The organism is Rhodoplanes tepidamans (assembly GCF_030813915.1).
In the GTDB taxonomy this organism is placed as follows: Bacteria; Pseudomonadota; Alphaproteobacteria; order Rhizobiales; family Xanthobacteraceae; genus Rhodoplanes; species Rhodoplanes tepidamans.
In genome coordinates, this window is record NZ_JAUSUJ010000021.1 from 93,771 (window position 1) to 116,118 (window position 22,348).

The window sequence follows — 22,348 nt, forward strand, 5'->3', positions numbered from 1 at the left end:
GGTCGACACAGCGCGGCCGCGGTTGAACTCGCCGGGGCGGCCCTATAAGCCTCCGGGCATGACCATCCCCGTCACCATCGCAGCCGCAGCCGCGAAGCCGCTCTTTTCCTGGCCCCGTCATCGTGCGTCCGGGAAGCCGGCGCCGTTCCTGCCGACCAGCCGCGCCGAGATGGATCGGCTCGGTTGGGACTCGTGCGACGTCGTGCTGGTGACCGGCGACGCCTATGTCGACCATCCGAGCTTCGGGATGGCGATCATCGGGCGGCTCCTGGAGGCGCAGGGATTCCGGGTGGGCATCATCGCCCAGCCGGACTGGCACTCGGCCGAGCCGTTCAAGGTGCTGGGGCGCCCCAACGTGTTCTTCGGCGTCACCGGCGGCAACATGGACTCGATGGTCAACCGCTACACGGCGGACCGCCGGCTGCGCCATGACGACGCCTACACGCCGGGCGGCGAGGGCGGCCGGCGGCCGGATCGCTGCACGCTGGTCTACGCCCAGCGCTGCCGCGAGGCGTTCAAGGACGTAGCCGTCGTGCTCGGCGGCATCGAGGCGTCGCTGCGCCGTATCGCCCATTACGACTACTGGTCCGACAAGGTGCGCCGCTCGGTGCTGGCCGACGCCAAGGCGGATCTGCTGCTCTACGGCAATGCCGAGCGCGCCGTCGTCGAGGTCGCGCATCGACTCGCCGCCGGCGAGGCGCCGCGCGATCTCGCCGATGTCCGCGGCGTCGCGCTGTTTCGCCGGGTCCCCGAACACTACACCGAGCTGCACGCCGACGATCTCGACTCGGCCGAGGAGGGCGCGAGCCGCCGGCCCGGCGACACCGTGATCCGGCTGCCGAGCTTCGAGCAGGTCGAGCAGGACAAGGACGCCTATGCCCGCGCCTCGCGGGTGCTGCACCGGGAGAGCAATCCGGGCAATGCGCGTCCGCTCGTCCAGCGGCACGGCGACCGCGACCTGTGGCTCAACCCGCCGCCGATTCCGCTGACCACCGAGGAGATGGACGCGGTCTACGATCTTCCCTACGCCCGGGCGCCGCATCCGATGTATGGAGAGGCGAAGATCCCGGCCTGGGACATGATCAAGTTCTCGGTGACGATCATGCGCGGCTGCTTCGGCGGCTGCACGTTTTGCTCGATCACCGAGCACGAGGGGCGGATCATCCAGAACCGCTCCGAGGGCTCGATCCTGCGCGAGATCGAGCGGATCCGCGACCGGACCCCGGGTTTCACCGGCGTCATCTCCGACATCGGCGGGCCGACCGCCAACATGTACCGGATGGCCTGCAAGGATCCGAAGATCGAGGCGGCGTGCCGGCGGCCGTCCTGCGTGTTCCCCGACATCTGCCCGAACCTGAACACCTCGCACGACGACCTGATCAGGCTGTATCGCAAGGTCCGCGAGACCAAGGGCGTCAAGAAGGTGATGGTCGCCTCGGGCGTGCGCTACGACCTCGCCGTGAAGAGCCCGGAATACGTCGAGGAGCTCGTCACGCACCACGTCGGCGGCTATCTCAAGATCGCGCCGGAGCATACCGAGCGCGGCCCGCTCGACAAGATGATGAAGCCGGGCATCGGCGCCTACGACCGCTTCAAGGCGATGTTCGAGGCGGCGGCGAAACAGGCTGGCAAGCAGTACTTCCTCATCCCGTACTTCATCGCGGCGCATCCAGGCACCACCGACGAGGACATGATGAACCTCGCGCTGTGGCTCAAGAAGAACCGCTATCGCGCCGACCAGGTACAGACTTTCCTGCCGTCGCCGATGGCCACCGCCACGGCCATGTACCACACCGGCGTCAATCCGCTGCGCGGTGTCCGGCACGGCGCGAGCGACAAGGTCGAGGCGATCAAGGGCCTGCGCCAGCGCCGCCTGCACAAGGCGTTCCTGCGCTATCACGACCCCGACAACTGGCCGCTTCTGCGCGACGCCCTGAAGGAGATGGGCCGCGCCGACCTGATCGGCTCGCGCCCCGATCAGCTGGTGCCGGCCCACCAGCCGCCCGGAACCGGAAAAGCCGCCGGCACCCGCCGCCCGGTCCGCGCCGGCACGCCGAAGACGCAGCGTTTCACCACCAAGGGCGTGCGGATGCGGTAGGCAGGCGATCGCCACCGACCAGTCGAAGACAGTCCGGCGCAGTTTTCGCCATCGTTCAGCCATAGCTTTCACAGTATTCTGTCGCCGCGCTTTCATGGAAACAGGGGGATTCCATGGTTCCGGCACGTCGGCTCGCTGCCGCCGCGACGGCCGCCTCGGTGGTCGCTGTCGCCTGTTCGGGACTGGCCGTCTCCGGCACAGGCGTAAGCGCCCAGGGCGCGCCCGCCTGCGAGGAGGCCGCCGGCATCGCGGTCCTGCCGTCCCCGGTGACGCCCTGGAAGGGCGCACCGCTGCGCGTGCTGTTCACGGCGGAGAAGCCGCTGCAGGGCGAGCTGACGCTCGTCGCGCCGAACGGCGCCGTCGCCGCCAGGACCCGCGCCCGGATGGGAGGCCCGCCGTATTTCTGGCTCGCCGAGGTGACGCAGCCGGCCGCCGGTACCTGGCGGGCGACGCTGGTGCGCGACGACGCGTCCTCCGAATGCGCGACCGTCACGCGCGAGATCGCCGTCAAGGCGACCCAGCCGCCGCGGCCGAAGACGCAGGCGGGCAGTGTCTGGCCGGTGCGGGCGAGCTGGAGCCGCGCCAACGAGAATTTCTACGCCGCCTGGGTGGAGAAGCTGTTCGACTCGCCGCTCGACGCGCCGCCGCCGTCGTGGAAGGCGCTGCACGAGGTGCTGCGCGATCGCTCGCGCAATCTGCTGTTCGATCACCTCGGCCTCGCCGAGGACCAGGCCGGGCTCGTGATCAGGCCCGACTGCGCCGATCTTCCGTATTTCCTGCGCGCCTATTTCGCCTTCAAGATGGGGCTTCCCTACGGCTATGCGAAGTGCACGCGCGGCGGCGGCGGGCAGCCGCCCCGGTGTCCGGCCTGGTGGAACATCCAGAAGGAGGAGCCGCGCGCGGCACCACCCCCGGAGGAGCTCGTCGCCTCGGCCGATCCCGCGGTGCCGCCGTCGTCGCCCGGGCTGTTCGGGTTCCTGGGCCAGCAGCAGCGGACCGCCGCTCCCGAGCCGCCGGTGCCGGCGGCCGCGGCCGCCAAGCCCGCGGCAAAGCCATGGTCGCCACCGCCCCGTCCGGCCGGTCTCGTCCCCGGCTTCGGCCACTATCTCAAGTGGTCGATCGGCGACGGCGTCCATTCCGGCTCGGGCCGCACGGCGCTCGCCGACGACAACACCGACTATTACCCGGTGGCGCTCTCCCAGGAGACGCTGCGGCCCGGCACCCTCTATGCCGATCCCTACGGCCATCTCCTGGTGATCGCCAAGCGCGTGCCGCAGACCGCCGACAGCGCCGGCATTCTGCTCGCCGTCGACGCGCAGCCGGACGGCACGGTGGCGATCAAGCGCTTCTGGCGCGGCAACTTCCTGTTCGCCGACGATCCGGCCCTCGGCGGCCCCGGCTTCAAGCGCTTCCGCCCGGTCGTGGCCGAGAATGGCGGGATGCGGCGGCTGACCAACCGGGAGATCGCCCGCAACCCGAACTATGGCGACGTCTCGCTCGACCAGGCGAAGATGTCGGTCGAGGCCTTCTACGATCGCATGGAGGACGTGATCTCGCCGTCGCAGCTCGATCCGATGCGGGCCATGAAGGAGGTGATCCAGGCGCTCGACGAGCAGGTGCGGGCCCGCATCACCTCGGTCGAGAATGGTCGCAAGTATCAAATCACCGGCCGCACCGCCGAGATGCCGGACGGTGCCGCGATCTTCGAGACGACGGGGGCGTGGGAGGACTTCGCGACCCCGTCGCGCGACCTTCGCCTGCTGATCGCCATCGACGTCGTGCGCGGCTTCCCGGACCGGGTGGAACGACGGCCCGAGCGCTACGCCATGCCGGCGGGCCAGAGCGTCGCCGCCGTGAAGGCCGAGCTCGAGAGCGTGCTGGCGGCGGAGCTGTCGTCGCGCAAGTTCAGCTATCCACGCACCGACGGCTCGCCCTGGACGCTCACGGTCAAGGACGTGGTCGATCGCGTCAAGGCGCTGGAGATGGCCTACAACGTCAACGACTGCGTCGAGCTGCGCTGGGGCGCCCCGGACGGCAGCGCGGAGGCCGCCACCTGCAAGGGCAGGGCGTCGTCGTCACAGCGTTCCAAGATGGCCGACTACCGCGCCTGGTTCGCCGAGCGCCGCCGCCCGCCGCGGGGATAGGGCGCATGCGTCGGCGCGACGTCCTCGCCCTGCTGTCGGGCGCCGCGCTGCTGCCGTTCGCTGCGCGGGCACAGTCGTCCGGTCTCGATCCGCGGCTCACGCCGGCGCGACCCGACCTCGCGGCGAAGTCGCTGGAAGGCCGCGTTCCGGTGGCACGATACGTCGAGGGACGGCTGCAGGAGATCGTCGTCGGTCAGGCGGGCGTGCGGAAGGCGCCGGCCGGCGATGCCGAGCTCCTCACCGAGGCGCTCGCCGGCGAGCGCGTCACCGTCTACGAGCTCGGCGAGGAGGGCTTCGCCTGGGGCCAGCTCGAGACCGACGGGTATGTCGGCTACGTCCCTGTCGGGGCGCTCGGACCGCCGGGACCGCCGTCGACCCACCGCGTGACGGCGCTGCGCACTCATATGCTGCCGGCGCCGTCGGTGCGGCGGCCGCCGGTCGCCTCGCTGCCGTTCGGCAGCCGCGTCGCGATCGCCCGCACCGAGGGCGACTTCGCCGTCACGACCTCCGGCGGCTACGTGCCGGTGGCCCATCTGGCGCCCGTGGAGACGATCGAGAGCGACCCGGTCGCGGTCGCCGAGAGATTTCTCGGAGCACCTTATCTGTGGGGCGGCAAGACCGGCGCCGGGTTCGACTGCTCGGGTCTCGTCCAGGTCGTGCTGAACGCCTGCGGCATCGCGTGTCCGCGCGACACCGACATGCAGGAGAAGGCGCTCGGCGCGCCACGCGAGGCTCCCTCCGATCCGGCGGCGCTCCGGCGCGGCGACTTGGTGTTCTGGAGGGGCCATGTCGCCCTCGTGCGCGATGCGGCGACGCTCCTGCACGCCAATGCCCATGCGATGGCGGTGGTGGTCGAGCCCATCGCCGCGGCCGTCGGCCGCATCGCCGAGACGGGCGGCGGCGCGGTCACCGGCGTGGGCCGTCCCGGATGAGGCGATCGGCATTGCCACGTAGGGGAATCGCCCGACAGACGATAGTCTTAGGGGCATGATCCGCGGCGTGCGCCGCAGGGCGCAGACGGCCCGGAACCGCCGGCAGTTCAAGGCTTTTTCCGGTGTCCGGATCTGATCACGACGGCGCGCATCCCGGGGGCTCGCCCAGGACGTGTCCGTAGTTGTGCTGGCTTCTGGCGGCTTTGGAGATCAAGTTAGCATTCTTGCGTCGCGTGCCCGAGGGGAGCGCGCGGCGTCAGGCCCGCACCCGTGTTCGTGTCGCGGCCGCCGTCCTATTTTTGGACCGCGACCACGCTGCTCGTGTGGTCGTCACGGAACTGTCGAGTGAGTGCGCGATAGCACGACGAATCTCGTCGTCGATCGTCGGTTGGTCGTTTTTCTATTCGAACCGGAGAGGAGGTCAGGTGGATATTTTCTCGCTTATGATGTCGCCGCTGCGCGATGGTCACGCGGTCGTGGGAAGCACCGAAACGGAGGCCGGCACCGTGTTGCTCGCGGTGACGCCGGCGGGCGACGGCCGCTTCTGGGTCACGGTCGGTGTTCCGACAGCCGGCCACGGCACCGTCTGGCGTGGACCGACCACCGCAGTGCCCCGTTCCATGGTCGCCTCCGTCGTGGTGCAGTGCGCGCCCGGGACGGACTGGGGCCAGGCCAGGTGGAGTGCCGAGCCGTGCCCCCCGAAGGCCGAGCCGGGCCCTCTCTGGCACGCGGATCCGCGCGCCCTGGCGGATTTCTGGAAGGCGATCGCCAGGCTCCTGAACGGCGACGAGCGCCTGCGCGTCGCCTCGGCTGCGTAAGGCGCCGCGTCCGAGAGACCGATGCAGGAGGGCGGCGCGATCTCGCGCCGTTCTCACGCCTTGCCGCGTGATGCCAGGGCCTCGCCGACCGCGACCTTCAGCTCGGACAGCGTGAACGGCTTGGTGATCACGTCGTGGATCAGCGCCTCGAGCCCGTGGGCGCGCTCGCGCTGGTCCGCATAGGCGGTCATCAGCAGAATGATCAGATCCGGCCAGTCGCGCGCCGCCGACAGGGCCAGACCGATGCCGTCCATCAGCGGCATGCGGATGTCGGTGAGCAGGAGGTCGAAACGCCCCTGCTCGCGGCCCAGGATCTCGAGCGCCTCGGCGCCGTCGGCGGCGGCCATCACGTCGTGTCCGTCCTGGGTGAGGCCGCGCACCACCAGGGTGCGCAGCGTGTCCTCGTCTTCGGCGATCAGGATGCGGGCCACCGGGTCCTCGTCGACAGAAACGCGAAACAGCAGGAATAGATCAACGATCGCGCCGGGTGAAGAACCGGACGAACACCTCGCGGCTCTCGGATGGCGGCGACGCGAGCCGGGTGCGGAACGGCTGCGCTTCGCCCGGGGCGAGGCTCGGCCGCGTGGGCATCGCCGTCCAGGTGTGGATCTCGGCGCCGCTCGCGTCGCGCATCGAGAAGCGCAGCCGCGGCACGTCGATGCGCACCTTGGAGACGTTGAGGACGACGCCCTCGACCACCAGGACCGGCACGTTGTCGGACATGTCGGTCTCCACCTTCACGGCGTCGAAGGCGAGTCCGCGCAGGTTGACGGGCAGGCCGATCTTGGCGAACAGCGCGCCGGTCTGCGGCAGCGCCCGCACCACGTCGACCCGCCAGGCGAGCACGACTCCGATCACCACCATCAGCGAGAGCGCGACCGTCGCCCAGCTCGGCTTCGGCAGGGCGAGCCCGCGGCGCGTCTTCGGTCCGGCCTGCTCGCGGGCGAGGCGGCGCGCCTCGGCGGCTTCGAACTCGGCGTCCCAGTCGCGGGTCGGCCCGTCCGGCAGGGCGAAGGCATCGTGCTCCGGCACCACGGAGGGGGCGTCGGCGACGGCCGTGGTCGCGTCGGCTTCCGCGGTCGCGTCGGCGTCCGGCGGCGGATCCTTGGGGGGCGACAGGTCGTCGGGCCAGCCGTCGTCGTCGCCGGCCGCGCCCGCCGGCGCCGGGCCTGGACCAGGACCGCCGGCGCTTCCGGCATCGGCGGCCGCGAAGGCCGGCTCCGGCTCGGCCGCGAGCCGGGCGGCCTGCTCGCGGGCGGCCTCCTGCCGGGCCGCCTCCTGCCGGGCTGCGGCACGGCGGCGGGCGGCCTCCTCGGCCCGGATTGCGTCCTCGGCGGTCGCGGTCCACACGGTCCGGCATTCGACGCAACGCACCGTCCGGCCGCGTCCGACGGACGCCTCCGGCACCTCGTACCAAGCCTCGCACTGGGGACAGACGATCTTCATGACGTCGACACTGCATTCCCGAACCGCCCCCATTCTAACCCGCGTTTCGTTAATGACCCGGAAACCAAAGTGGTGGCGTTCTCCGATGGTGACCATGGTGCGTCGGCAACGGTGCGGACGTGCCGCCGGCCACGGCTTCGAGTAAAAGGGGACGAATCGCCTCCGGCCGGCGAAATTGTGCCGGGCGGACGGCGCGGAGGGCCCGGTCGAAAGGGGCGGCATCGGAGAACGGCTTGGTTCGGTTCGAGAACGTGGGTCTGCGATACGGTCTGGGTCCGGAGGTCCTTCGCGACCTCACCTTCCGCATCGAGCCGCATTCGTTTCAGTTCCTCACCGGCCCGTCCGGCGCCGGCAAGACGTCGCTGCTGCGGCTTCTGTTCCTCTCGCTCCGGCCGACCCGTGGCCTGATCACGCTGTTCGACCACGACGTCGCGACGCTCGACAAGGACTCGCTGGCGGTGCTGCGCCGGCGCATCGGCATCGTGTTCCAGGATTTCCGCCTGCTCGACCACATGACGACCTACGAGAACGTGGCGCTGCCGCTGCGGGTGCTCGGCCGCGAGGAGGAGACCTACCGGGACGAGGTGGAGGAGCTCCTGCACTGGGTCGGGCTCGGCGAGCGCATGGCGGCGCTGCCGCCGGTGCTGTCGGGCGGCGAGAAGCAGCGCGCCGCCATTGCCCGCGCCGTGATCGCTCGCCCGCAGCTGCTGCTCGCCGACGAGCCGACCGGCAACGTCGACCCCAATCTCGCCAAGCGCCTGCTGCGGCTGTTCATCGAGCTCAACAAGTCGGGGACCTCGGTGGTCATCGCCACCCACGATATCGGGCTGATGGACCAGTACGACGCGCGCCGGCTGGTGCTGCACGAGGGGCGGATCCATGTCTATGACTGACCCCGGCCCGGCCGCCGGGACGTCCCGGCTGGCCTCCCTCTTCGCGCTCGTCCGCCGCCGGCCGCGCGAAACGCCCATCGTGCCGCGCACCTCGATCGCGGCGAGCGCCCTGATCGCCGTCGTGGCGATCATGACGTTCCTGGCTTCGCTCACCACCGGGGCCGTGGTGCTGGTGCGCGGGGCGGCGTCGGACTGGCAGTCCGACGTCTCCCGCGAGGTGACGATCCAGGTCCGGCCGATGGCGGGGCGCGACCTCGAGGTCGACGTGGTGCGGGCGGTCGAGATCGCCCGGTCCGCCCCCGGGGTCACCGCGGTGCGGGCCCAGGACAAGGCCGAGTCGGCGCGGCTGCTGGAGCCGTGGCTCGGCTCCGGCCTGTCGCTCGACAGCCTGCCGGTCCCCCGCCTGATCGTCATCCAGGTGACGCCGGGCCGGCCGCCCGACTTCGCCGCCCTGAGGGCCCGGCTCGCCGCCGAGGTGCCGAGCGCGAGCCTCGACGATCACCGGGGATTCTCGCGCCGGCTGCGCGCGATGGCCGACACGGTGGTCGGGATCGGCCTCGCCATCCTGGCTCTGGTGATGGCCGCGACCGTGCTGTCGGTCGTCTTCGCGACCCGCGGCGCCATGGCGACCAACCGGCCGACCGTCGAGGTGCTGCACTTCATCGGTGCCAAGGACGCCTACGTGGCCGGCCAGTTCATGCGGCATTTCCTGTTCCTCGGCCTGCAGGGCGGGGCCATCGGCGGCGGCGCCGCCGTGCTGATGTTCCTGGTCCTCGGCCTGATCGGCGGCCGTCTGTTCGGCCTCGGCGGTTCCGATGCGGCAGCCCTGTTCGGCGGCGTCTCGCTGGGGATCGGCGGCTACATGATCCTGCTCCTCCAGGTCGCCCTGGTCGGTGCCGTCACGGCGTTCACGTCGCGGCGGGTCGTCGCCGCGACCCTGAAGGCGGTGAGCTGAGGCGATCCGCCCGGTGCGGCGGGGACCGGGCGACGCCTTCCCCGCGCCGAATTTCCCGATATTCTCGACCGCGGGACGTGAGCAGATGGCAGTCGAGGACGGACGAACCACGCGTGACGTCGCGGGCGGCGCCCCGCCGGGGCCGTCCGCGTCCGGGCGCGCGTCCGCGCCGGCGCCCGCGCTCCGGCGACCGACGACGCTCCGCCGGTCGGTGCGGCGCCTGTTCCTCCTGGGGATCGGCCTCGGCGTCGTCGGCACGGCCGCCTTCCTGGCCGGCTTCGTGGTGTTCGCCTGGCGGGTGCCGCGCGAGGAGGTGGTGCTGAGCGGCACCGCCGACGGCATCGTGGCGCTGACCGGCGGCGCCTCCCGGGTCGTCGATGCCGTCGAGCTGCTGGCGTCCGGTCGCGGGCGCCGCCTGCTGATCACCGGGGTTCACCGCTCCACAAGCTCGAGCGAGCTCGCCCGCGGCGTGCCCGACTTCGAGCAGCTGTTCGACTGCTGCATCGACCTCGACCACGAGGCCCGAAATACCATCGGCAATGCCGTCGAGACCCGCCGCTGGACGCTGGGGCGCGGCTTTCGTTCGCTGGTCGTCGTCACCTCGAGCTACCACATGCCGCGCGCCATGGCCGAGCTCGGCCACCGCCTGCCCGGCGTCGCCCTGATCCCGTATCCGGTGGTCACCCGGGCGCGCGCCGAGCCGTGGTGGTCGAACGGCGCCAACGCCCGGCTTCTCATGACCGAATACGTGAAGTACATCGTCGCGCTGGCGCGCATCCGGATCGAGCCCGTGGTCGATCTCACCGAAGCCGCCCAACGCCGGCGTTCGCCGCCGGCCGTTCCGCCGGGACCCGCAACGTGATCGCCGTCCGTTCCCTTCTGTTCACCATCGCCTTCTACGCCACCACGGTCGTCTTCCTGCTCGCAGCGCTGCCGGCGCTGGCGCTGCCGCACCGCGCCATGATCGGGATGGCGAAGGCCTGGGGCCGCACCAGCGGTTGGCTCCTGCGAGTCATCTGCGACGTCTCGGTCGAGTGGCGCGGCCTCGACAAGCTGCCGCGCGGCGCCCTGCTGGTCGCCGCCAAACACCAGTCGGCCTGGGAAACCTTCGCCCTGCTCTCGCTGTTCGAGGACCCGAGCTTCATCATCAAGCGCGAGCTGACCTGGATCCCGCTCTACGGCTGGTACGCCCGGAAGGCCGGCATGATCCCGGTCGATCGCACCGCCGGCCGGGGGGCGCTCGTCAGGATGGCCCGGTCCGCCCGGTCGCTGCTCGACGCCGGTCGGCAGATCCTCATCTTCCCGGAGGGGACCCGCAGCCCCCCGGGCGCCGCCGCCGACTACAAGCCGGGCATCGCGCTGCTCTACGCCGAGCTCGGCGTGCCCTGCCTGCCGATCGCCCTCAACTCCGGACTGCACTGGCCGCGCCGCAGCTTTCTGCGGCCGCCCGGAACCATCCTGGTCGAGGTGCTCGATCCGATTCCGCCGGGTCTCGCCCGCCGCGCCTTCCTGCGGCACCTGCAGGAGGCCATCGAGGCGGCGACGGCCCGGCTGGTCGCCGAAGGGCAGGGGCGCCGCGCAGGCCCGGGTCCCGCCGCGGCGACCGCTCAGGTCGACGGGGCGTCGGCCGGGCCGTGAGGGGCGCGCGCCTCGGGCGCCGCCAGCCTGCGGGCGATGGCGTGGAGCTGCGCGTCGCGGCACCCCTGGGCCTCCAGCTCCCGCACCGTCGCGACGACATAGTCGCGATTCGGCCCCGACTGGCCGTGCCCCTGGCGGACCAGACGGAGCTGCTGCTCGAGGTCGAGGCGGCCGGCATACTGCGGATGGGAGCGGTCGACGACGTAGACCAGCGCCCGCACCCGGCGCTGCGCCGCCGCCGGACCGCCGCCGTCGAGCAGGACGATCGGGCGCAGCGTCTCCAGATAGACGTGGGTCACCTGTTCGCGGGCGCGCAGATAGGCGAGCGTCGCCGCCCGCTCCGCCCTCGCGACCCGGAAGGCGATGCCCCGGCAGGTGCCGCCGCGGTCGAGCCCGAGCACCAGTCCCGGCTTCTCCGGAGTGCCGCGATGCACGAACGAGAAGACACACAGGGCCCGGTGCAGCCCGACCAGTCGGGCCGGCACGCGCTCGACGAAGGCGAACCCCGGCCGCCACATCAGCGAGCCGTATCCAAATACCCACAGATCCTCGTCGGCGTGGTCTATCTCGGAGGTCGTCACCATTGTGTTCCGGGCGGCTGGAGGCCGGCGGTTCCGGCGGGTCGTCGCGCCGGGAGCCGGCGCTTCGGACGGGTTGACACCAGACTGCCACAAGGGTCGCCTAACAGCCGCCCCCGGCCCGCGGCAAGTCCGTCCGGGTCGGACGCCGGACGAAACCCGGACAACCGAAAGGATCAGCCGTGAGGTCGGTCGGACACGAGGCTCTGCCGGTGCGCCGTAAGCGCCGGCCCTGGCTGGTCGCGCTGCCGCTCGCCCTGGTGGTGGTCCTCGGGCTGGCCTGGACGGCCTTCTGGTTCCAGGCCGCCTCGGTCACCCGCACCGTGCTGGCCGGCTGGCAGGAGAACGAGGCCGCCCTCGGACGCACCTACAAATGCGCCGAACAGGATGTCGGCGGTTTCCCGTTCCGGTTCGAGCTCCGCTGCACCGATCCGATCGCCGAGCTGCGTTCCGCGACGCCGCCGGCGACACTCGCGGCCCGGGCCGCCGTGGTGGTCGCCCAGATCTGGCAGCCGACCCTGATCATCGCCGAGGCGACCGGTCCGCTGCAGATCGGCGACGTCGGCGCCGCCCCGGTCCTGTCGGTCAACTGGTCGCTCGCCCAGGCGAGCCTGCGCGGCCTGCCGACCGATCCGGAGCGGCTGTCCGTGGTGCTCGACCGGCCGATGGCGACCTCGCTCGACGGGTCGACGGCGGGCCTCCTCGGCCAGGCCGGCCGGGCCGAGTTCCACGCCCGCATCGCCGCCGGCTCGGCGCGCCAGAACCCGGTGCTCGACCTCGCCTTGTCGCTCGACGAGGCGATCGCGCCGGCGCTCGGTCGCTTCGGAGCGGTGCCCGTCGACCTCGACGCCGTCGGCGTGCTCCGCGGACTGCCGTCGCTCAGGCCGCGCTCGCTGAAGGAGACGCTGCGTGCCCTGCAGGCGGCCGGCGGCCGGCTGGAGGTCACCCGGGCTCGCCTGCAGCAGGGAGACGTGATCGCCACCGGCACCGGCACGCTCGGCCTGTCGCCGCGCGGGGCGCTGGACGGCGAGCTCCAGCTCGTCGTCGTCAATGCCGACAAGCTGCTGCCGCTGCTCGGCATCGACCAGCTCGTCAACCAGCTCCTCCCGCAGGCGACGCGCGAGCGGCTGGCGCCCGGCCTCGACCGGCTGCTTCCCGGCCTCGGCAATGTCCTGCGCGGCGGCGGAGGCGGCGGCGGGGTTGCGGCCGACGCACTGGGACCGGCGACCGAGCTCGAAGGCAAGCGCGCCGTGAGGGTGCCGCTGCGCTTCGCCGACGGCGCCGTGATGCTCGGTCCGTTCAAGGTCGGCCAGCTGGCGCCGCTGTATTGACACCCGTCGTTCCGGGGCACCTCGAAAGGCGCCAACCGGCTTCTTGACGGCCTCTACGCAGCGCTCGCCATGATGGCCTTCTCGGCGGCGGCGATCGCCTCCGGGGTGCCGACATGCATCCACACCCCCTCGAGCCGCAGGCCGTGAAGGCGGCCGGCCTCCTCGGCACGGTCGAACAGGGTGGTGAGGGCGAACGGTCCCGCCGGCGCATCGGCGAACAGGGCCGGCGACAGGACGGCGACGCCGGAATAGACGAACGGCACCACCTCGCGCTCGGCCCGGCGCTTGAGCCGGCCGTCCGGGGTCATGAGGTAGTCGCCGCGGCCGCTGTAGCCGACGCTGGTCGAGGTGGCGGCGAGCAGCAGCAGCGCGTCCATCCGGGCCGAGTCGAACATGTCGGCGAGGCGGACCAGATTGGTCTTCACCCCGTCGATCCAGAGCGTGTCGGCATTGACCAGGTAGAACGGCGCGTCGCCGAGGGTCGGCAGCGCCTTGACGATGCCGCCGCCGGTGCCGAGCAGCGCGGTCCGCTCGTCCGAGACGACGATGCGCGGCCTCGTCCGCCCGGCGAGGTGCTCCTCGATCTTGTTGGCGAAGAAATGCACGTTGACCACCACGGTCTCGGCGCCGGCAGCCCCGAGCCGGTCGAGCACGTGGTCGAGCAGCGGCTTGCCCCCGACCGGAACCAGCGGTTTCGGCAGGGTGTCGGTGAGCGGGCGCATGCGGGTGCCGAGGCCCGCGGCAAGGACCATGGCGGTGCGGGGGCGAACGGAAGCGACAGGCACGGACATCGGCGACCTCTCGGGGGCCCCCTCTTGCACACGATTCTGCGGCCGGGCTCAACAGCAACCGAATCGGTGCGACCGCATGCCCCCGGCGCCCGCACCGGAGGGTTGCGGCATCGCCCGTCGACGACCGGAACCCGTTTGGTGTCCGGTGCCGGCGCCCGGTTCACATCTCGAATTTCGGGCGCTTGCGCTCGCGGCGCACCTTCTGCTGCACGTTCTTGAGGAAACGCACGCCGATCTGGTCGCCGTTCAGCCACACCCGCTCGCAGCGTCGGTGGGCATGGCCCCAGTTGGAGAGGACCAGGAAGAACTCGTCCAGGTTGATCTCCTCGGTCGAGCCGAAAACGGTCAGCTTCGCCTCGCTGTCGGAGACATCCTCGAGCAGCACCTCGCGCTGCCAAGTGCCGTCGATGCCCATGATGCGGGCGGCGTAGCCGTGCTCGAATTCGACGCGGTCGCCCGCCTTGCGCTCGGTGTTCATCAACCCTGGTCCCGTTCCGGTGGCCAGGACCGACCTTAACCCGCCAAGCTTTCCAAGGCCTTACCACGCGCCGACCCGGTTCGGGGGCTCAACCGGGTCCGGCCGGCGGCGGCGGGACGTAGGCCGCGTACCAAGCGCGCAGCGGCGCCAGCGACGGATGCGCCAGGGCCCGCTGCAGGTAGGTCATCACCCGCGGCATGTGGCGGAGATACTGGGGCTTGCCGTCGCGCTTCTCCAGCCGGGCGAAGATGCCGAGGATCTTGGTGGCGCGCTGGGCCGCGACGGTCGCGTAGATCTGGGCGAACTGGCCGACGTCGAAGGCCGGCTCGTTGGCGCGGCGTGCCTTGGCGTAACGGCCCAGAAGCTCGATCTCCAGCTCCTCCGGCACGGTGACGCGGGCGTCCTGCAGCAGCGAGGCGAGATCGTAGGCGGCCGGCCCCATCACGGCGTCCTGGAAGTCGATCACGCCGACCCGCTCGATGCCGCGCCGCTCCGGCAGCCAGATCAGGTTGGGGGAGTGGAAGTCGCGCAGCACCCAGGTCGGCGGCTGGGCCAGCACCGGCTTCAGCGCGTCTCGCCAGAACGACAGGAAGGCGCTGCGCGCCGGCGTCGACGGCACGGCGGCGAGCCGCGGCAGGTACCAGTCGAGCAGCAGCTCGATCTCGATCAGGAACGCGTCGAGGTCGTAGTCGGGCAGACGCCAGGTCAGCTGCGGCGTCACCGGCAGCTCGCTCGGCAGGAGCATGTGGCCGTGCAGGGCGACCAGGAGGTCGACGGCCGCGCGGTAGCGCTCGGCGATGGGGGTGGGCGGGTCGCCCTCGACCACCCGGCCGTCGCCGAGATCCTCGAGGAGCACGAAACCCTCGGCCAGGTCCGCGCCGTAGATTTCCGGGGCCGAGAAGCCGAGCGTACGCAACGCGTCGGCCACCGCGACGAAGGCCCTCACGTCCTCGGCGAGATGCGCGATGGCGCTGTAGCTGCGGCCGTGGCGGACCGGCGGGCCGTCCGGCCGGCGCGGCGCGTTCATCAGCAGGATGGTCCGGTCGGCGAGCAGCACGCGCTCATAGGAGCGCGACGAAGCGTCGCCGGTGACGCGTTCGCGGCGCGCCTCGGCGACGCCGGCCTTCTCCAGGAACCGTCGCAGATGCAGCATCCGCTGAATGCGGGTCGCGAAGCTGCCGTGACCGGTGAGATGGACGATTCGGGCGTCCGGCCCCTCCTCGGGCGCGAGGCGGAGATCGATCGCCAGCCGCTCCGGGGCCGCGAGCCCGGGGGCGCGGTCCGGCCACTCGATCAGCACCACGGCGCCGGCCGGGATCTCGTCCAGCCCGAGCTCGGCAAGCTCGTCCTCGCCCTGCAGCCGGTAGAAGTCGGCGTGCATGAGCGTGAAGCGCGGCAGGTCGTAGCTCTGGACCAGGGTGAAGGTCGGGCTCGGGACGTCGAGCGTCGGGTCGTTGGCGAGATGGCGGATCAGGGCGCGGGCGAGCGTCGTCTTGCCGGCGCCGAGGTCGCCGGAGAGCATCACCACGTCGCCGGGATCGAGGGTGGCGGCGAGATCCACGGCGAGCCGCCGCGTCGCCTGCTCGTCGGCCAGCGTCAGCGTGATCGGCGTTCCGCCGGACCGGACGGGTTCCATGGGGACGGGGCAGTCTCTCGCGGTTCGGTCTCGCGGGCGGTCGTGCACCGGGTCGTCACGTACCGGGTCGTCACGTAACGGGTGGCACGCGCCGAGCGGTCACTCGGCGGCCGTGCGGGCGGCCGCCGTCACGAGAGGGAAAATACACACCACCGTGGTGCCCTGTCCAATCGTGCTCTCGATCCGCACCGTGCCGCCGTGCAGCTCGACGAAGGAGCGCACGATCGAGAGGCCGAGACCGGCTCCGCGATGGCCGGAGCCGCGCGGATCGCTCTCGAACCAGTCGAACACCTTGTCGGTCAGCTCCGGCGGGATGCCGGGGCCCTGGTCGCTGACCGAGAACACCACCGCCTCGGGGCTGCGCTCGACCGCCAGAACCACCCGGCCGCCGGGCGGCGAGAAGCCGATCGCGTTGGACAGCAGGTTGAAGAGGATCTGGCGCAGCCGCCGGCCGTCCGCCGTGAAGGCGCCGATGCCGGGCGCGGCGCGCAGCTCCAGCATCAGGTCGTTCTGCACGATCCGGTCCTGCACGCCCTCGGCCGCCGCCTCCATGGTGGCGCGGATGTCGACCGCGCCGAGATTGAGCGTCATGGCGCCGGCGTCGATGGTCGCGAGGTCTAGGATGTTGTTGATGATGGCGAGCAGCGCGTTGGTGGAGACCGTGATGTAGCCGAGATACTCGGCCTGCTTGTCGTTGAGCGGGCCGGTCGACTGGTCGCCGAGGAAGTGCGCGAAGCCGATGATGTTGGTGAGCGGCGAGCGCAGCTCGTAGGAGACGTGGTGGACGAAGTCGAGCTTCAGCTCGTCGGCGGCGATCAGCGCCTCGTTGCGCTCGAGCAGGGCCCGCTCGACGTTCACCGAGTCGGTCACGTCGTGGAAGGTGACGAGCGTCGCACCGTCCGGAAGCGGCACGGTGGCGAAGTCCATGACGCAGCCGTCGCTGCGCTCGATGCGGCCGCTGCCGGCGTCGCGCTTGTCGAGCCCGGTGACGGCGGCGCGCAGCGCCTGCCAGGTCGCCTCGTCGCGATAGAGCGGCCGGCACAGGTCGATCACCTGCTCGATGTGGGGACGGCCGGACAGCACGTCGGGCGCGAGCTTCCAGCTCTTGGCGAAGGCCGGGTTGAACAGGCGCAGCCGGCCGTCGCTGCCGTACACCGAGACGGCCTCGGCGAGATTGTCGAGTGTCTCGCCCTGCACCCGGGTCAGCGCGTCGGCCCGGCGCTCGAGCTCCAGCCGCTCGGTGATGTCGGTGAACAGATAGGTGACGCCGCCCTCCGGGTTCGGCGTGGTGACCACCCGCATGGTGCGGCGGTCGGGCAGATGCCACTCGTAGGTCTCGCTCTCGGTCGAGACGTAGGCCCGGTGCAGGTTGGTCTTCCACTGGCGGAAGTCCTGCTGCTCGGGCAGCCGGCGGGCGGCGCGCAGGCGGTCGAGCACGGCCGAGTCGCTCGGCGCCTCGGCCAGGAACTCGGGATCGAGATCCCACAGCGTGCGGTAGGCCGTGTTGTAGAAGGACAGGCGCCGGTCGGCGCCGAACACCGCGACGCCGGTGGCGAGGTGGTCGAGAGTGCGGCGGTGCGCCGCCCGGATGTGATCGAGCTCGGTGCGCAGGCGCTCCGCCTCGGTGACGTCGATGGCGACGCCGACCCGGCCTTGGGCGACCGGCAGCTCGAGCACGTCGAGGCTGCGGCGGGCGCCGGCCATGATGGCGGTCAGGCGGCCGGCATAGCCGCTGCCGGTGTCGAGCGTGCGGGCGATCGCCTCGCGCTCGCCGCGGCCGAGCAGCTCGATGCGCTTGGCAACCGCGGTGGTCGGATCGGCGGCCTCGACGGCGCGGGCATAGGCCGGATTGACGAGGGCGAGCTGGCCCGTCGGATCGCGCATCCACACCGGGGCGGGCAGCATCTCGACGAGGCTCTTCAGCGCGTCGGCGTCGCTCTGCAGCCTCTGGCAACGCACGCTCGACTCCGCGAGGTCGCGCTTGATGCCGGTGACGTTGCGCAGCTTCATCACGGCGAACCCGCCGATCGGGCGTCCCTCCGCCTCGACGTGCCGGCCCTGGATGGTGGTGAGCAGCAGCGCGAAAGCCTCGCCCTTGACGCGCAGCCGCTCGATCGCGTCGCCGAGCGCGCGGCCGAGCTCCGGGCTCAGCCACTGCTCGCAGGTGAGGATGTCGTGCGGCGCGAGCGTCGGGGCGATGAACGACACCTCGCCGATCACCTCGGGCTCGCCGAAGCCGGCCGTCCACACGACCAGCACCTGCGGCTCCGACATCAGCAGCGCGGCGAGGCGGTCGACGTCGGAGTGGAGCGACGCGATGGTGGCGTCCGCCCGCTGGCGGTCGACGGCGGCACGGTTGCGGGTGCGCACCAGGGCGATCGCCGTGACCACCGCGAAGGCGAGAACGCCGATCAGCACCACGAGCGTGGTCAGCTCCTGGGTGCCGAGCCGGGTGACGGCGTCGATATAGGGCGTGCCGAACGGGACCTCGGCGGCGGCCGGCGACGCCGCGCCGAAGCTGGCCACCGAGACCAGGAGGAGCGGGCGCTCCCGTCCGAGGTGTCGCGGCGGACGACGGTCTCCGCTTCTCGTCGCGCCCTCGTCCCGCATCGTGCTCTCACCTCTTCGTTCCGGTCCGGAATCGGCCGGCCCGGCCCGATCGAACTCGTGAATGCTCGGCGCACGCCCGAGCGGACGTGCTGCCAGATCGAATCTAGACGCGGAAAACTTCACCCCCCGGCGCCGGGCGATACGCCCCGCCGCCGTCCCCGCGATTCGCCACTCGTGGAGCAGCGTCGCGAATCGCCAGTCAATGTGCCTCAAGCCGAGTCGCGCCGGAAGAGTCCAGAGAGTGAACGTGGAGTCGGCGTACTGAAAATCCGCCATGCCGGAACGGCGGGAGTGGAGAAAACTGTACACACGGCCGTCGCGTCCTGCGGACAGGCTAAGCCGGTGCCGGGCGCACCGCTGTCAGCGCGTGCCGGCGAGCCCGGTCGAGCCGAAGCCGCCGGCGCCGCGCAGCGTCTCGTCGAGCGTTTCGGACTCGCGGACCGAGACCTGGAGGACCGGTGCGATCACCAGCTGCGCGATGCGGGTGCCGCGTGTCACGGCGAACGCTGCGTCGCCGAAGTTCGCGAGCACGACCTGCACCTCGCCGCGATAGTCGGCGTCGATCGTGCCGGGCGTATTGAGCACCGTGACGCCGTGCCGCGCCGCGAGTCCCGAGCGCGGCCGCACCTGGCCTTCGGTGCCGGGCGGCAGCGCGAGGACGAGGCCGGTCGGGACGAGGGCGCGACCGCCGGGCGCGATCGTCACGGGCGCGTCGGCGGGCACGGCGGCGAGAAGATCGAGCCCGGCCGCGGCGTCGCTCTGATAGGCCGGCAGCGGCAGGCCGGCGCCGTGCGGCAGCCGCATCACGCGGAGTTCGGGGATGCTCATGTCCGCTCCTTCAGGGCCGCGGCGATGCGGGCGACGAGCGCGCGGGCGACCTCTTCCTTGGACTGGGCCGGCCAGGAGTCGACGCCGTCCGCCGTCACCACGTGGACGCTGTTGCTGTCGCCGCCCATCACGCCGCCGGCGATTCCGCTGTCGGCCGAGACGTCGTTGGCGACGATCCAGTCGCAGCCCTTCCGCGCCAGTTTTTCACGCGCGTTGGTGACGACGTTCTGGGTCTCGGCCGCGAAGCCGACGACGAGGGGCGGGCGGCCCGCGGTGCGTTTGGACACCGTCGCCAGGATGTCCGGATTCTCGACCAGGGCGAGCTGCGGCGCGCCGGCGGCGCCCTTCTTGATCTTCTGGTCGCCGGCGCTGGCGACCCGCCAGTCGGCGACGGCGGCCGCGAACACCGCGACGTCCACGGGCAGCGCCGCCTCGACGGCGGCCAGCATCTCGCGGGCGCTCTCCACGTGCACGACCGACACACCGGGCGGATCGGGCAGCGTCACCGGGCCGGAGACCAGGGTGACGGCGGCACCCGCCGCGGCGGCGGCGCGGGCGATGGCGTGCCCCTGCTTGCCGGACGAGCGGTTGGCGATGTAGCGCACCGGATCGATCGGCTCGTGGGTCGGGCCCGAGGTGACCAGCATCGTGCGGCCGGCGAGGGGCCGGCCGGCCGGATCGCGGGTGGCGAGCAGCGCCTCGGCGGCGGCGACGATCTCCAGCGGCTCGGCCATGCGGCCGACGCCCGCCTCGTTCCGCTCCGCCATCTCGCCCGCGTTCGGCCCGACCATGGTGACGCCGTCCGCGGCGAGGCGGGCGACGTTGCGCTGCGTCGCCGGCGCGGCCCACATCACCGGGTTCATGGCCGGCGCGACCAGGACCGGCCTGTCGGTGGCGAGCAGCACCGTGGAGGCGAGGTCGTCGGCGTGGCCGCCCGCCATCCTGGCCATCAGGTTGGCGGTCGCCGGCGCGACGACGACGAGGTCGCACTCGCGCGCGAGCCGGATGTGGCCGACGTCGAACTCGGTCTTGGCGTCGAACAGGTCCGTATAGGCCGGCTCGCCGGCGAGCGCGCCGGCCGACAGCGGCGTCACGAACTCGGTCGCCGACCGGGTCATCACCACCCGCACGGAGGCGCCGCGCTCGCGGAAGCGGCGGATCAGGTCGAGCGCCTTGTAGGCGGCGATGCCGCCGCTGATCACCAGGAGGAGTCGCTTGGAGGAGAGGGTCATGTCGGCCGGGACTTCGCCGGTTGAGAGGTGCTGTCCGCCGTCATGGCCGGGCGCGTCCCGGCCATCGACGCGGCTCGCGGCCTGCGGCCGCGCCGTGGAGGCCCGGCACGGAGCCGGGCATGACGACGGAGAGGCCTGGGCGGTTCCATACCATCCCCCCGGATGACCTCAAAACGGCGTCATCGGACGAGGTTCAGCAGCAGCAGGACGGCGATCACCCACAGGGCGACGGTGGTGCCGCGGTTGCGGCGGGCCTCGGCCTCGCCGATGCCGGCGACCGTCTCGGGGGCGAGCAGGATGCCGTCGCGGGTGGCGCGGTCGATCTGCTCGGAGAGGCGGGCGGCGCGCGACAGGAGCCCCGGCATGCCGCCGAGGAAGCGGCCGACCTCGCCGACCCCCTCCACGGCGCCCTCGACCCGGCCGGCCGGGCCGAGATGGCGCTCGAGCCAGGCCCGCACCACCGGCTCGGCCGTGGTCCACATGTCGAGCCTCGGGTCGAGCATGCGGCCGACGCCCTCGACCACCACCATGGTCTTCTGCAGCAGCAGGAGCTCCGGCCGGGTCTTCATGTCGAACAGCGCCGTCACCTCGAACAGCAGGGTGAGCAGCTTCGCCATCGAGATGTCCTCGGCGCTGCGGTTGTGGATCGGCTCGCCGATCGCCCGGATCGCCTGGGTGAACTCGTCGATCGACTGGGTCGCCGGGACGTAGCCGGCCTCGAAATGCACCTCGGCGGCGCGCCGGTAGTTGCGGCTGATGAAGCCGTAGAGGATCTCGGCCAGGAACCGCCGCTCCTTTTCGGTCAGCCGGCCCATGATGCCGAAGTCGACCGCCACCAGCCGTCCGGCGTCGTCGACGAAGAGATTCCCGGGATGCATGTCGGCATGGAAGAAGCCGTCGCGCACCGCATGGCGCAGGAAGCTCTGGATCACGGTGCGGCCGAGCGCTGGCAGGTCGAGGCCGCGGCGCTCCAGCGCGGCGCGGTCGGACAACGGCGTGCCGTCGATCCACTCGGTGGTCAGCACGTTGTGGGCGGTCAGATCCCACTCGACCCGGGGGACCCGGAAGTCGGGGTCGTCGGCGACGTTGTCGGCCATCTCCGAAGCCGCCGCTGCCTCGAGCCGGAGGTCGAGCTCGACCGTGACCGAGCGGGCCAGCGTCGCCACCACCTGCTCCAGCCGCAGGCGCCGGGCCTCGGCCGAGAAGCGCTCGGCCAGCCGGGCCGCGAAGAAGAAGGCCTGGATGTCGGCGCGGAGGTCCTTCTCGATTCCGGGCCGCAGCACCTTGACCGCGACCGACCGGGGGCCGGTCGGCGTGGCGATCTCCGCCCGGTGCACCTGGGCGACCGAGGCGGCCGCGAGCGGCGGGCCGAACGCCGTGAACATGCCGTGCACCGGCCGGCCGAGCGCCCGCTCGATCGCCGCCTCCGCCTGGTCCTGCGGGAACGGCGGCATCTTGTCCTGGAGGTTTTCCAGATCCGAGGCGATCGCCTGGCCGACCACGTCGGGCCGGGTCGCGAGGAACTGGCCGAGCTTGACGTAGCTGGGCCCGAGCCGGCCGAGCGCCGACGAAAGCCGGGTGGCGCCCGATGCGCTGGTCGGCCGCTCCAGCAGGCGGGCGAGCTTGAGGCCGATCTGGGCGGCGGCCGGCAGCGGCTCGGGATCGACCAGGGCGAACACGCCTTCGCGCGCCAGCACGAAGCCGGCGCGGGCGAGGCGGACGAGGTGGGAGAAGGGAGGGATCATGAGACGTCCGAAAATGAACCGGCGCGAAGGGCCGAGGCGTTGCCGCCTTACCCTCTCCCCTCGCGGGAGAGGGTGGCCGCGCGAAGCGCGGCCGGGTGAGGGGGCGTGCCACAGGCTCGGAGTTTGCGGAGGCGGGGGGCGCCCCCCCCCCCCGCCCCCCCGGCCCCCCCCCCCCCCCCCCGCCGGGGGGGGGGG

The 22,348-nt window shown here is 71.9% G+C and carries 19 protein-coding genes; 9 read left to right on the forward strand and 10 right to left on the reverse strand.

Going from position 1 to position 22,348, the window contains the following annotated elements; genetic code table 11:
• Nucleotides 1–58: 58 nt before the first annotated feature.
• The 4 genes from J2S22_RS22515 (at nucleotide 59) to J2S22_RS22530 (ending at nucleotide 5,992) form a co-directional block, all read left to right on the forward strand.
• Nucleotides 59–2,098: a YgiQ family radical SAM protein gene (locus tag J2S22_RS22515; protein ID WP_272777371.1), complete on the forward strand. Its 2,040-nt coding sequence runs from the start codon at nucleotides 59–61 to the stop codon at nucleotides 2,096–2,098.
• 113 nt (nucleotides 2,099–2,211) lie between these two features.
• Complete coding sequence (locus J2S22_RS22520) at nucleotides 2,212–4,242, forward strand: hypothetical protein (protein WP_272777370.1); 2,031 nt, start codon at nucleotides 2,212–2,214, stop codon at nucleotides 4,240–4,242.
• A 5-nt stretch (nucleotides 4,243–4,247) separates the two neighbouring features.
• Nucleotides 4,248–5,174 carry a C40 family peptidase gene (locus J2S22_RS22525; protein WP_272777369.1) on the forward strand — a complete coding sequence of 309 codons (927 nt, stop codon included), beginning with the start codon at nucleotides 4,248–4,250 and terminating at the stop codon, nucleotides 5,172–5,174.
• A 182-nt stretch (nucleotides 5,175–5,356) separates the two neighbouring features.
• Entirely contained in the window at nucleotides 5,357–5,992 is a 636-nt protein-coding gene (locus J2S22_RS22530; RefSeq protein ID WP_272777368.1) for a hypothetical protein, read from the forward strand.
• 53 nt (nucleotides 5,993–6,045) lie between these two features.
• Here J2S22_RS22530 and J2S22_RS22535 read toward each other — a convergent pair whose 3' ends face one another.
• On the reverse strand, nucleotides 6,046–6,423 hold the full coding sequence (locus J2S22_RS22535; protein WP_272777367.1) for a response regulator: 378 nt from the start codon (nucleotides 6,421–6,423) through the stop codon (nucleotides 6,046–6,048).
• Between the two features lie 40 nt (nucleotides 6,424–6,463).
• Complete coding sequence (locus J2S22_RS22540) at nucleotides 6,464–7,438, reverse strand: MJ0042-type zinc finger domain-containing protein (RefSeq protein WP_272777366.1); 975 nt, start codon at nucleotides 7,436–7,438, stop codon at nucleotides 6,464–6,466.
• A gap of 233 nt (nucleotides 7,439–7,671) precedes the next feature.
• Here J2S22_RS22540 and ftsE point away from each other — a divergent pair, with 233 nt between their 5' ends.
• From ftsE to J2S22_RS22560, 4 genes are all read left to right on the forward strand, one after another.
• Nucleotides 7,672–8,331, forward strand: a complete 660-nt coding sequence (ftsE, locus tag J2S22_RS22545) for a cell division ATP-binding protein FtsE (protein ID WP_272777365.1) — start codon at nucleotides 7,672–7,674, stop codon at nucleotides 8,329–8,331.
• The gene (locus J2S22_RS22550; protein ID WP_272777364.1) at nucleotides 8,318–9,286 is read left to right on the forward strand and encodes a cell division protein FtsX; all 969 of its coding nucleotides are present in this window, start codon (nucleotides 8,318–8,320) and stop codon (nucleotides 9,284–9,286) included. Before ftsE ends, J2S22_RS22550 begins: the two co-directional genes overlap by 14 nt.
• Nucleotides 9,287–9,497: 211 nt before the next feature.
• Nucleotides 9,498–10,148 (forward strand): YdcF family protein, encoded by a 651-nt coding sequence (locus J2S22_RS22555; RefSeq protein ID WP_272777363.1) that lies wholly within the window; start codon nucleotides 9,498–9,500, stop codon nucleotides 10,146–10,148.
• Nucleotides 10,145–10,924 (forward strand): lysophospholipid acyltransferase family protein, encoded by a 780-nt coding sequence (locus J2S22_RS22560; RefSeq protein WP_272777362.1) that lies wholly within the window; start codon nucleotides 10,145–10,147, stop codon nucleotides 10,922–10,924. The genes J2S22_RS22555 and J2S22_RS22560 overlap by 4 nt, the downstream gene beginning before the upstream one ends.
• Here the strand turns inward: J2S22_RS22560 and J2S22_RS22565 are convergent.
• Entirely contained in the window at nucleotides 10,894–11,508 is a 615-nt protein-coding gene (locus J2S22_RS22565) for a gamma-glutamylcyclotransferase (protein ID WP_272777361.1), read from the reverse strand. The two genes, J2S22_RS22560 and J2S22_RS22565, sit on opposite strands and share 31 nt — an antisense overlap.
• A 206-nt stretch (nucleotides 11,509–11,714) precedes the next feature.
• On the opposite strand from J2S22_RS22565, the gene J2S22_RS22570 reads away from it, so the two are divergent.
• On the forward strand, nucleotides 11,715–12,833 hold the full coding sequence (locus J2S22_RS22570) for a DUF2125 domain-containing protein (RefSeq protein ID WP_272777360.1): 1,119 nt from the start codon (nucleotides 11,715–11,717) through the stop codon (nucleotides 12,831–12,833).
• A 53-nt stretch (nucleotides 12,834–12,886) separates the two neighbouring features.
• Here J2S22_RS22570 and J2S22_RS22575 read toward each other — a convergent pair whose 3' ends face one another.
• The 7 genes from J2S22_RS22575 to ubiB form a co-directional block, all read right to left on the reverse strand.
• A complete protein-coding gene (locus tag J2S22_RS22575) occupies nucleotides 12,887–13,624 on the reverse strand; it encodes a nucleotidyltransferase family protein (protein ID WP_272777359.1) in 738 nt (245 codons plus the stop codon).
• A 160-nt stretch (nucleotides 13,625–13,784) separates the two neighbouring features.
• Nucleotides 13,785–14,102 (reverse strand): PilZ domain-containing protein, encoded by a 318-nt coding sequence (locus tag J2S22_RS22580; protein WP_272777358.1) that lies wholly within the window; start codon nucleotides 14,100–14,102, stop codon nucleotides 13,785–13,787.
• An 88-nt stretch (nucleotides 14,103–14,190) separates the two neighbouring features.
• Nucleotides 14,191–15,738, reverse strand: a complete 1,548-nt coding sequence (tsaE, locus tag J2S22_RS22585) for a tRNA (adenosine(37)-N6)-threonylcarbamoyltransferase complex ATPase subunit type 1 TsaE (RefSeq protein WP_272777357.1) — start codon at nucleotides 15,736–15,738, stop codon at nucleotides 14,191–14,193.
• A 99-nt stretch (nucleotides 15,739–15,837) separates the two neighbouring features.
• Complete coding sequence (locus J2S22_RS22590) at nucleotides 15,838–18,264, reverse strand: PAS domain-containing sensor histidine kinase (protein ID WP_272777356.1); 2,427 nt, start codon at nucleotides 18,262–18,264, stop codon at nucleotides 15,838–15,840.
• 444 nt (nucleotides 18,265–18,708) lie between these two features.
• Entirely contained in the window at nucleotides 18,709–19,176 is a 468-nt protein-coding gene (dut, locus tag J2S22_RS22595) for a dUTP diphosphatase (RefSeq protein WP_272777355.1), read from the reverse strand.
• The gene (gene coaBC, locus J2S22_RS22600) at nucleotides 19,173–20,408 is read right to left on the reverse strand and encodes a bifunctional phosphopantothenoylcysteine decarboxylase/phosphopantothenate--cysteine ligase CoaBC (RefSeq protein ID WP_272777354.1); all 1,236 of its coding nucleotides are present in this window, start codon (nucleotides 20,406–20,408) and stop codon (nucleotides 19,173–19,175) included. Before coaBC ends, dut begins: the two co-directional genes overlap by 4 nt.
• A 179-nt stretch (nucleotides 20,409–20,587) precedes the next feature.
• Entirely contained in the window at nucleotides 20,588–22,153 is a 1,566-nt protein-coding gene (gene ubiB, locus J2S22_RS22605) for a 2-polyprenylphenol 6-hydroxylase (RefSeq protein ID WP_272777353.1), read from the reverse strand.
• Nucleotides 22,154–22,348: the final 195 nt, after the last annotated feature.

What these genes read in the sequence shown, in the direction of transcription:
- J2S22_RS22515 (WP_272777371.1), top strand. Translation starts at nt 59, where the DNA reads ATGACCATCCCCGTCACCATCGCAGCCGCAGCCGCGAAGCCGCTCTTT.
- J2S22_RS22520 (WP_272777370.1), top strand. Translation starts at nt 2,212, where the DNA reads ATGGTTCCGGCACGTCGGCTCGCTGCCGCCGCGACGGCCGCCTCGGTG.
- J2S22_RS22525 (WP_272777369.1), top strand. Translation starts at nt 4,248, where the DNA reads ATGCGTCGGCGCGACGTCCTCGCCCTGCTGTCGGGCGCCGCGCTGCTG.
- J2S22_RS22540 (WP_272777366.1), bottom strand. Translation starts at nt 7,438, where the DNA reads ATGAAGATCGTCTGTCCCCAGTGCGAGGCTTGGTACGAGGTGCCGGAG.
- J2S22_RS22550 (WP_272777364.1), top strand. Translation starts at nt 8,318, where the DNA reads ATGTCTATGACTGACCCCGGCCCGGCCGCCGGGACGTCCCGGCTGGCC.
- J2S22_RS22565 (WP_272777361.1), bottom strand. Translation starts at nt 11,508, where the DNA reads ATGGTGACGACCTCCGAGATAGACCACGCCGACGAGGATCTGTGGGTA.
- J2S22_RS22575 (WP_272777359.1), bottom strand. Translation starts at nt 13,624, where the DNA reads ATGTCCGTGCCTGTCGCTTCCGTTCGCCCCCGCACCGCCATGGTCCTT.
- J2S22_RS22580 (WP_272777358.1), bottom strand. Translation starts at nt 14,102, where the DNA reads ATGAACACCGAGCGCAAGGCGGGCGACCGCGTCGAATTCGAGCACGGC.
- tsaE (WP_272777357.1), bottom strand. Translation starts at nt 15,738, where the DNA reads ATGGAACCCGTCCGGTCCGGCGGAACGCCGATCACGCTGACGCTGGCC.
- dut (WP_272777355.1), bottom strand. Translation starts at nt 19,176, where the DNA reads ATGAGCATCCCCGAACTCCGCGTGATGCGGCTGCCGCACGGCGCCGGC.
- coaBC (WP_272777354.1), bottom strand. Translation starts at nt 20,408, where the DNA reads ATGACCCTCTCCTCCAAGCGACTCCTCCTGGTGATCAGCGGCGGCATC.
- ubiB (WP_272777353.1), bottom strand. Translation starts at nt 22,153, where the DNA reads ATGATCCCTCCCTTCTCCCACCTCGTCCGCCTCGCCCGCGCCGGCTTC.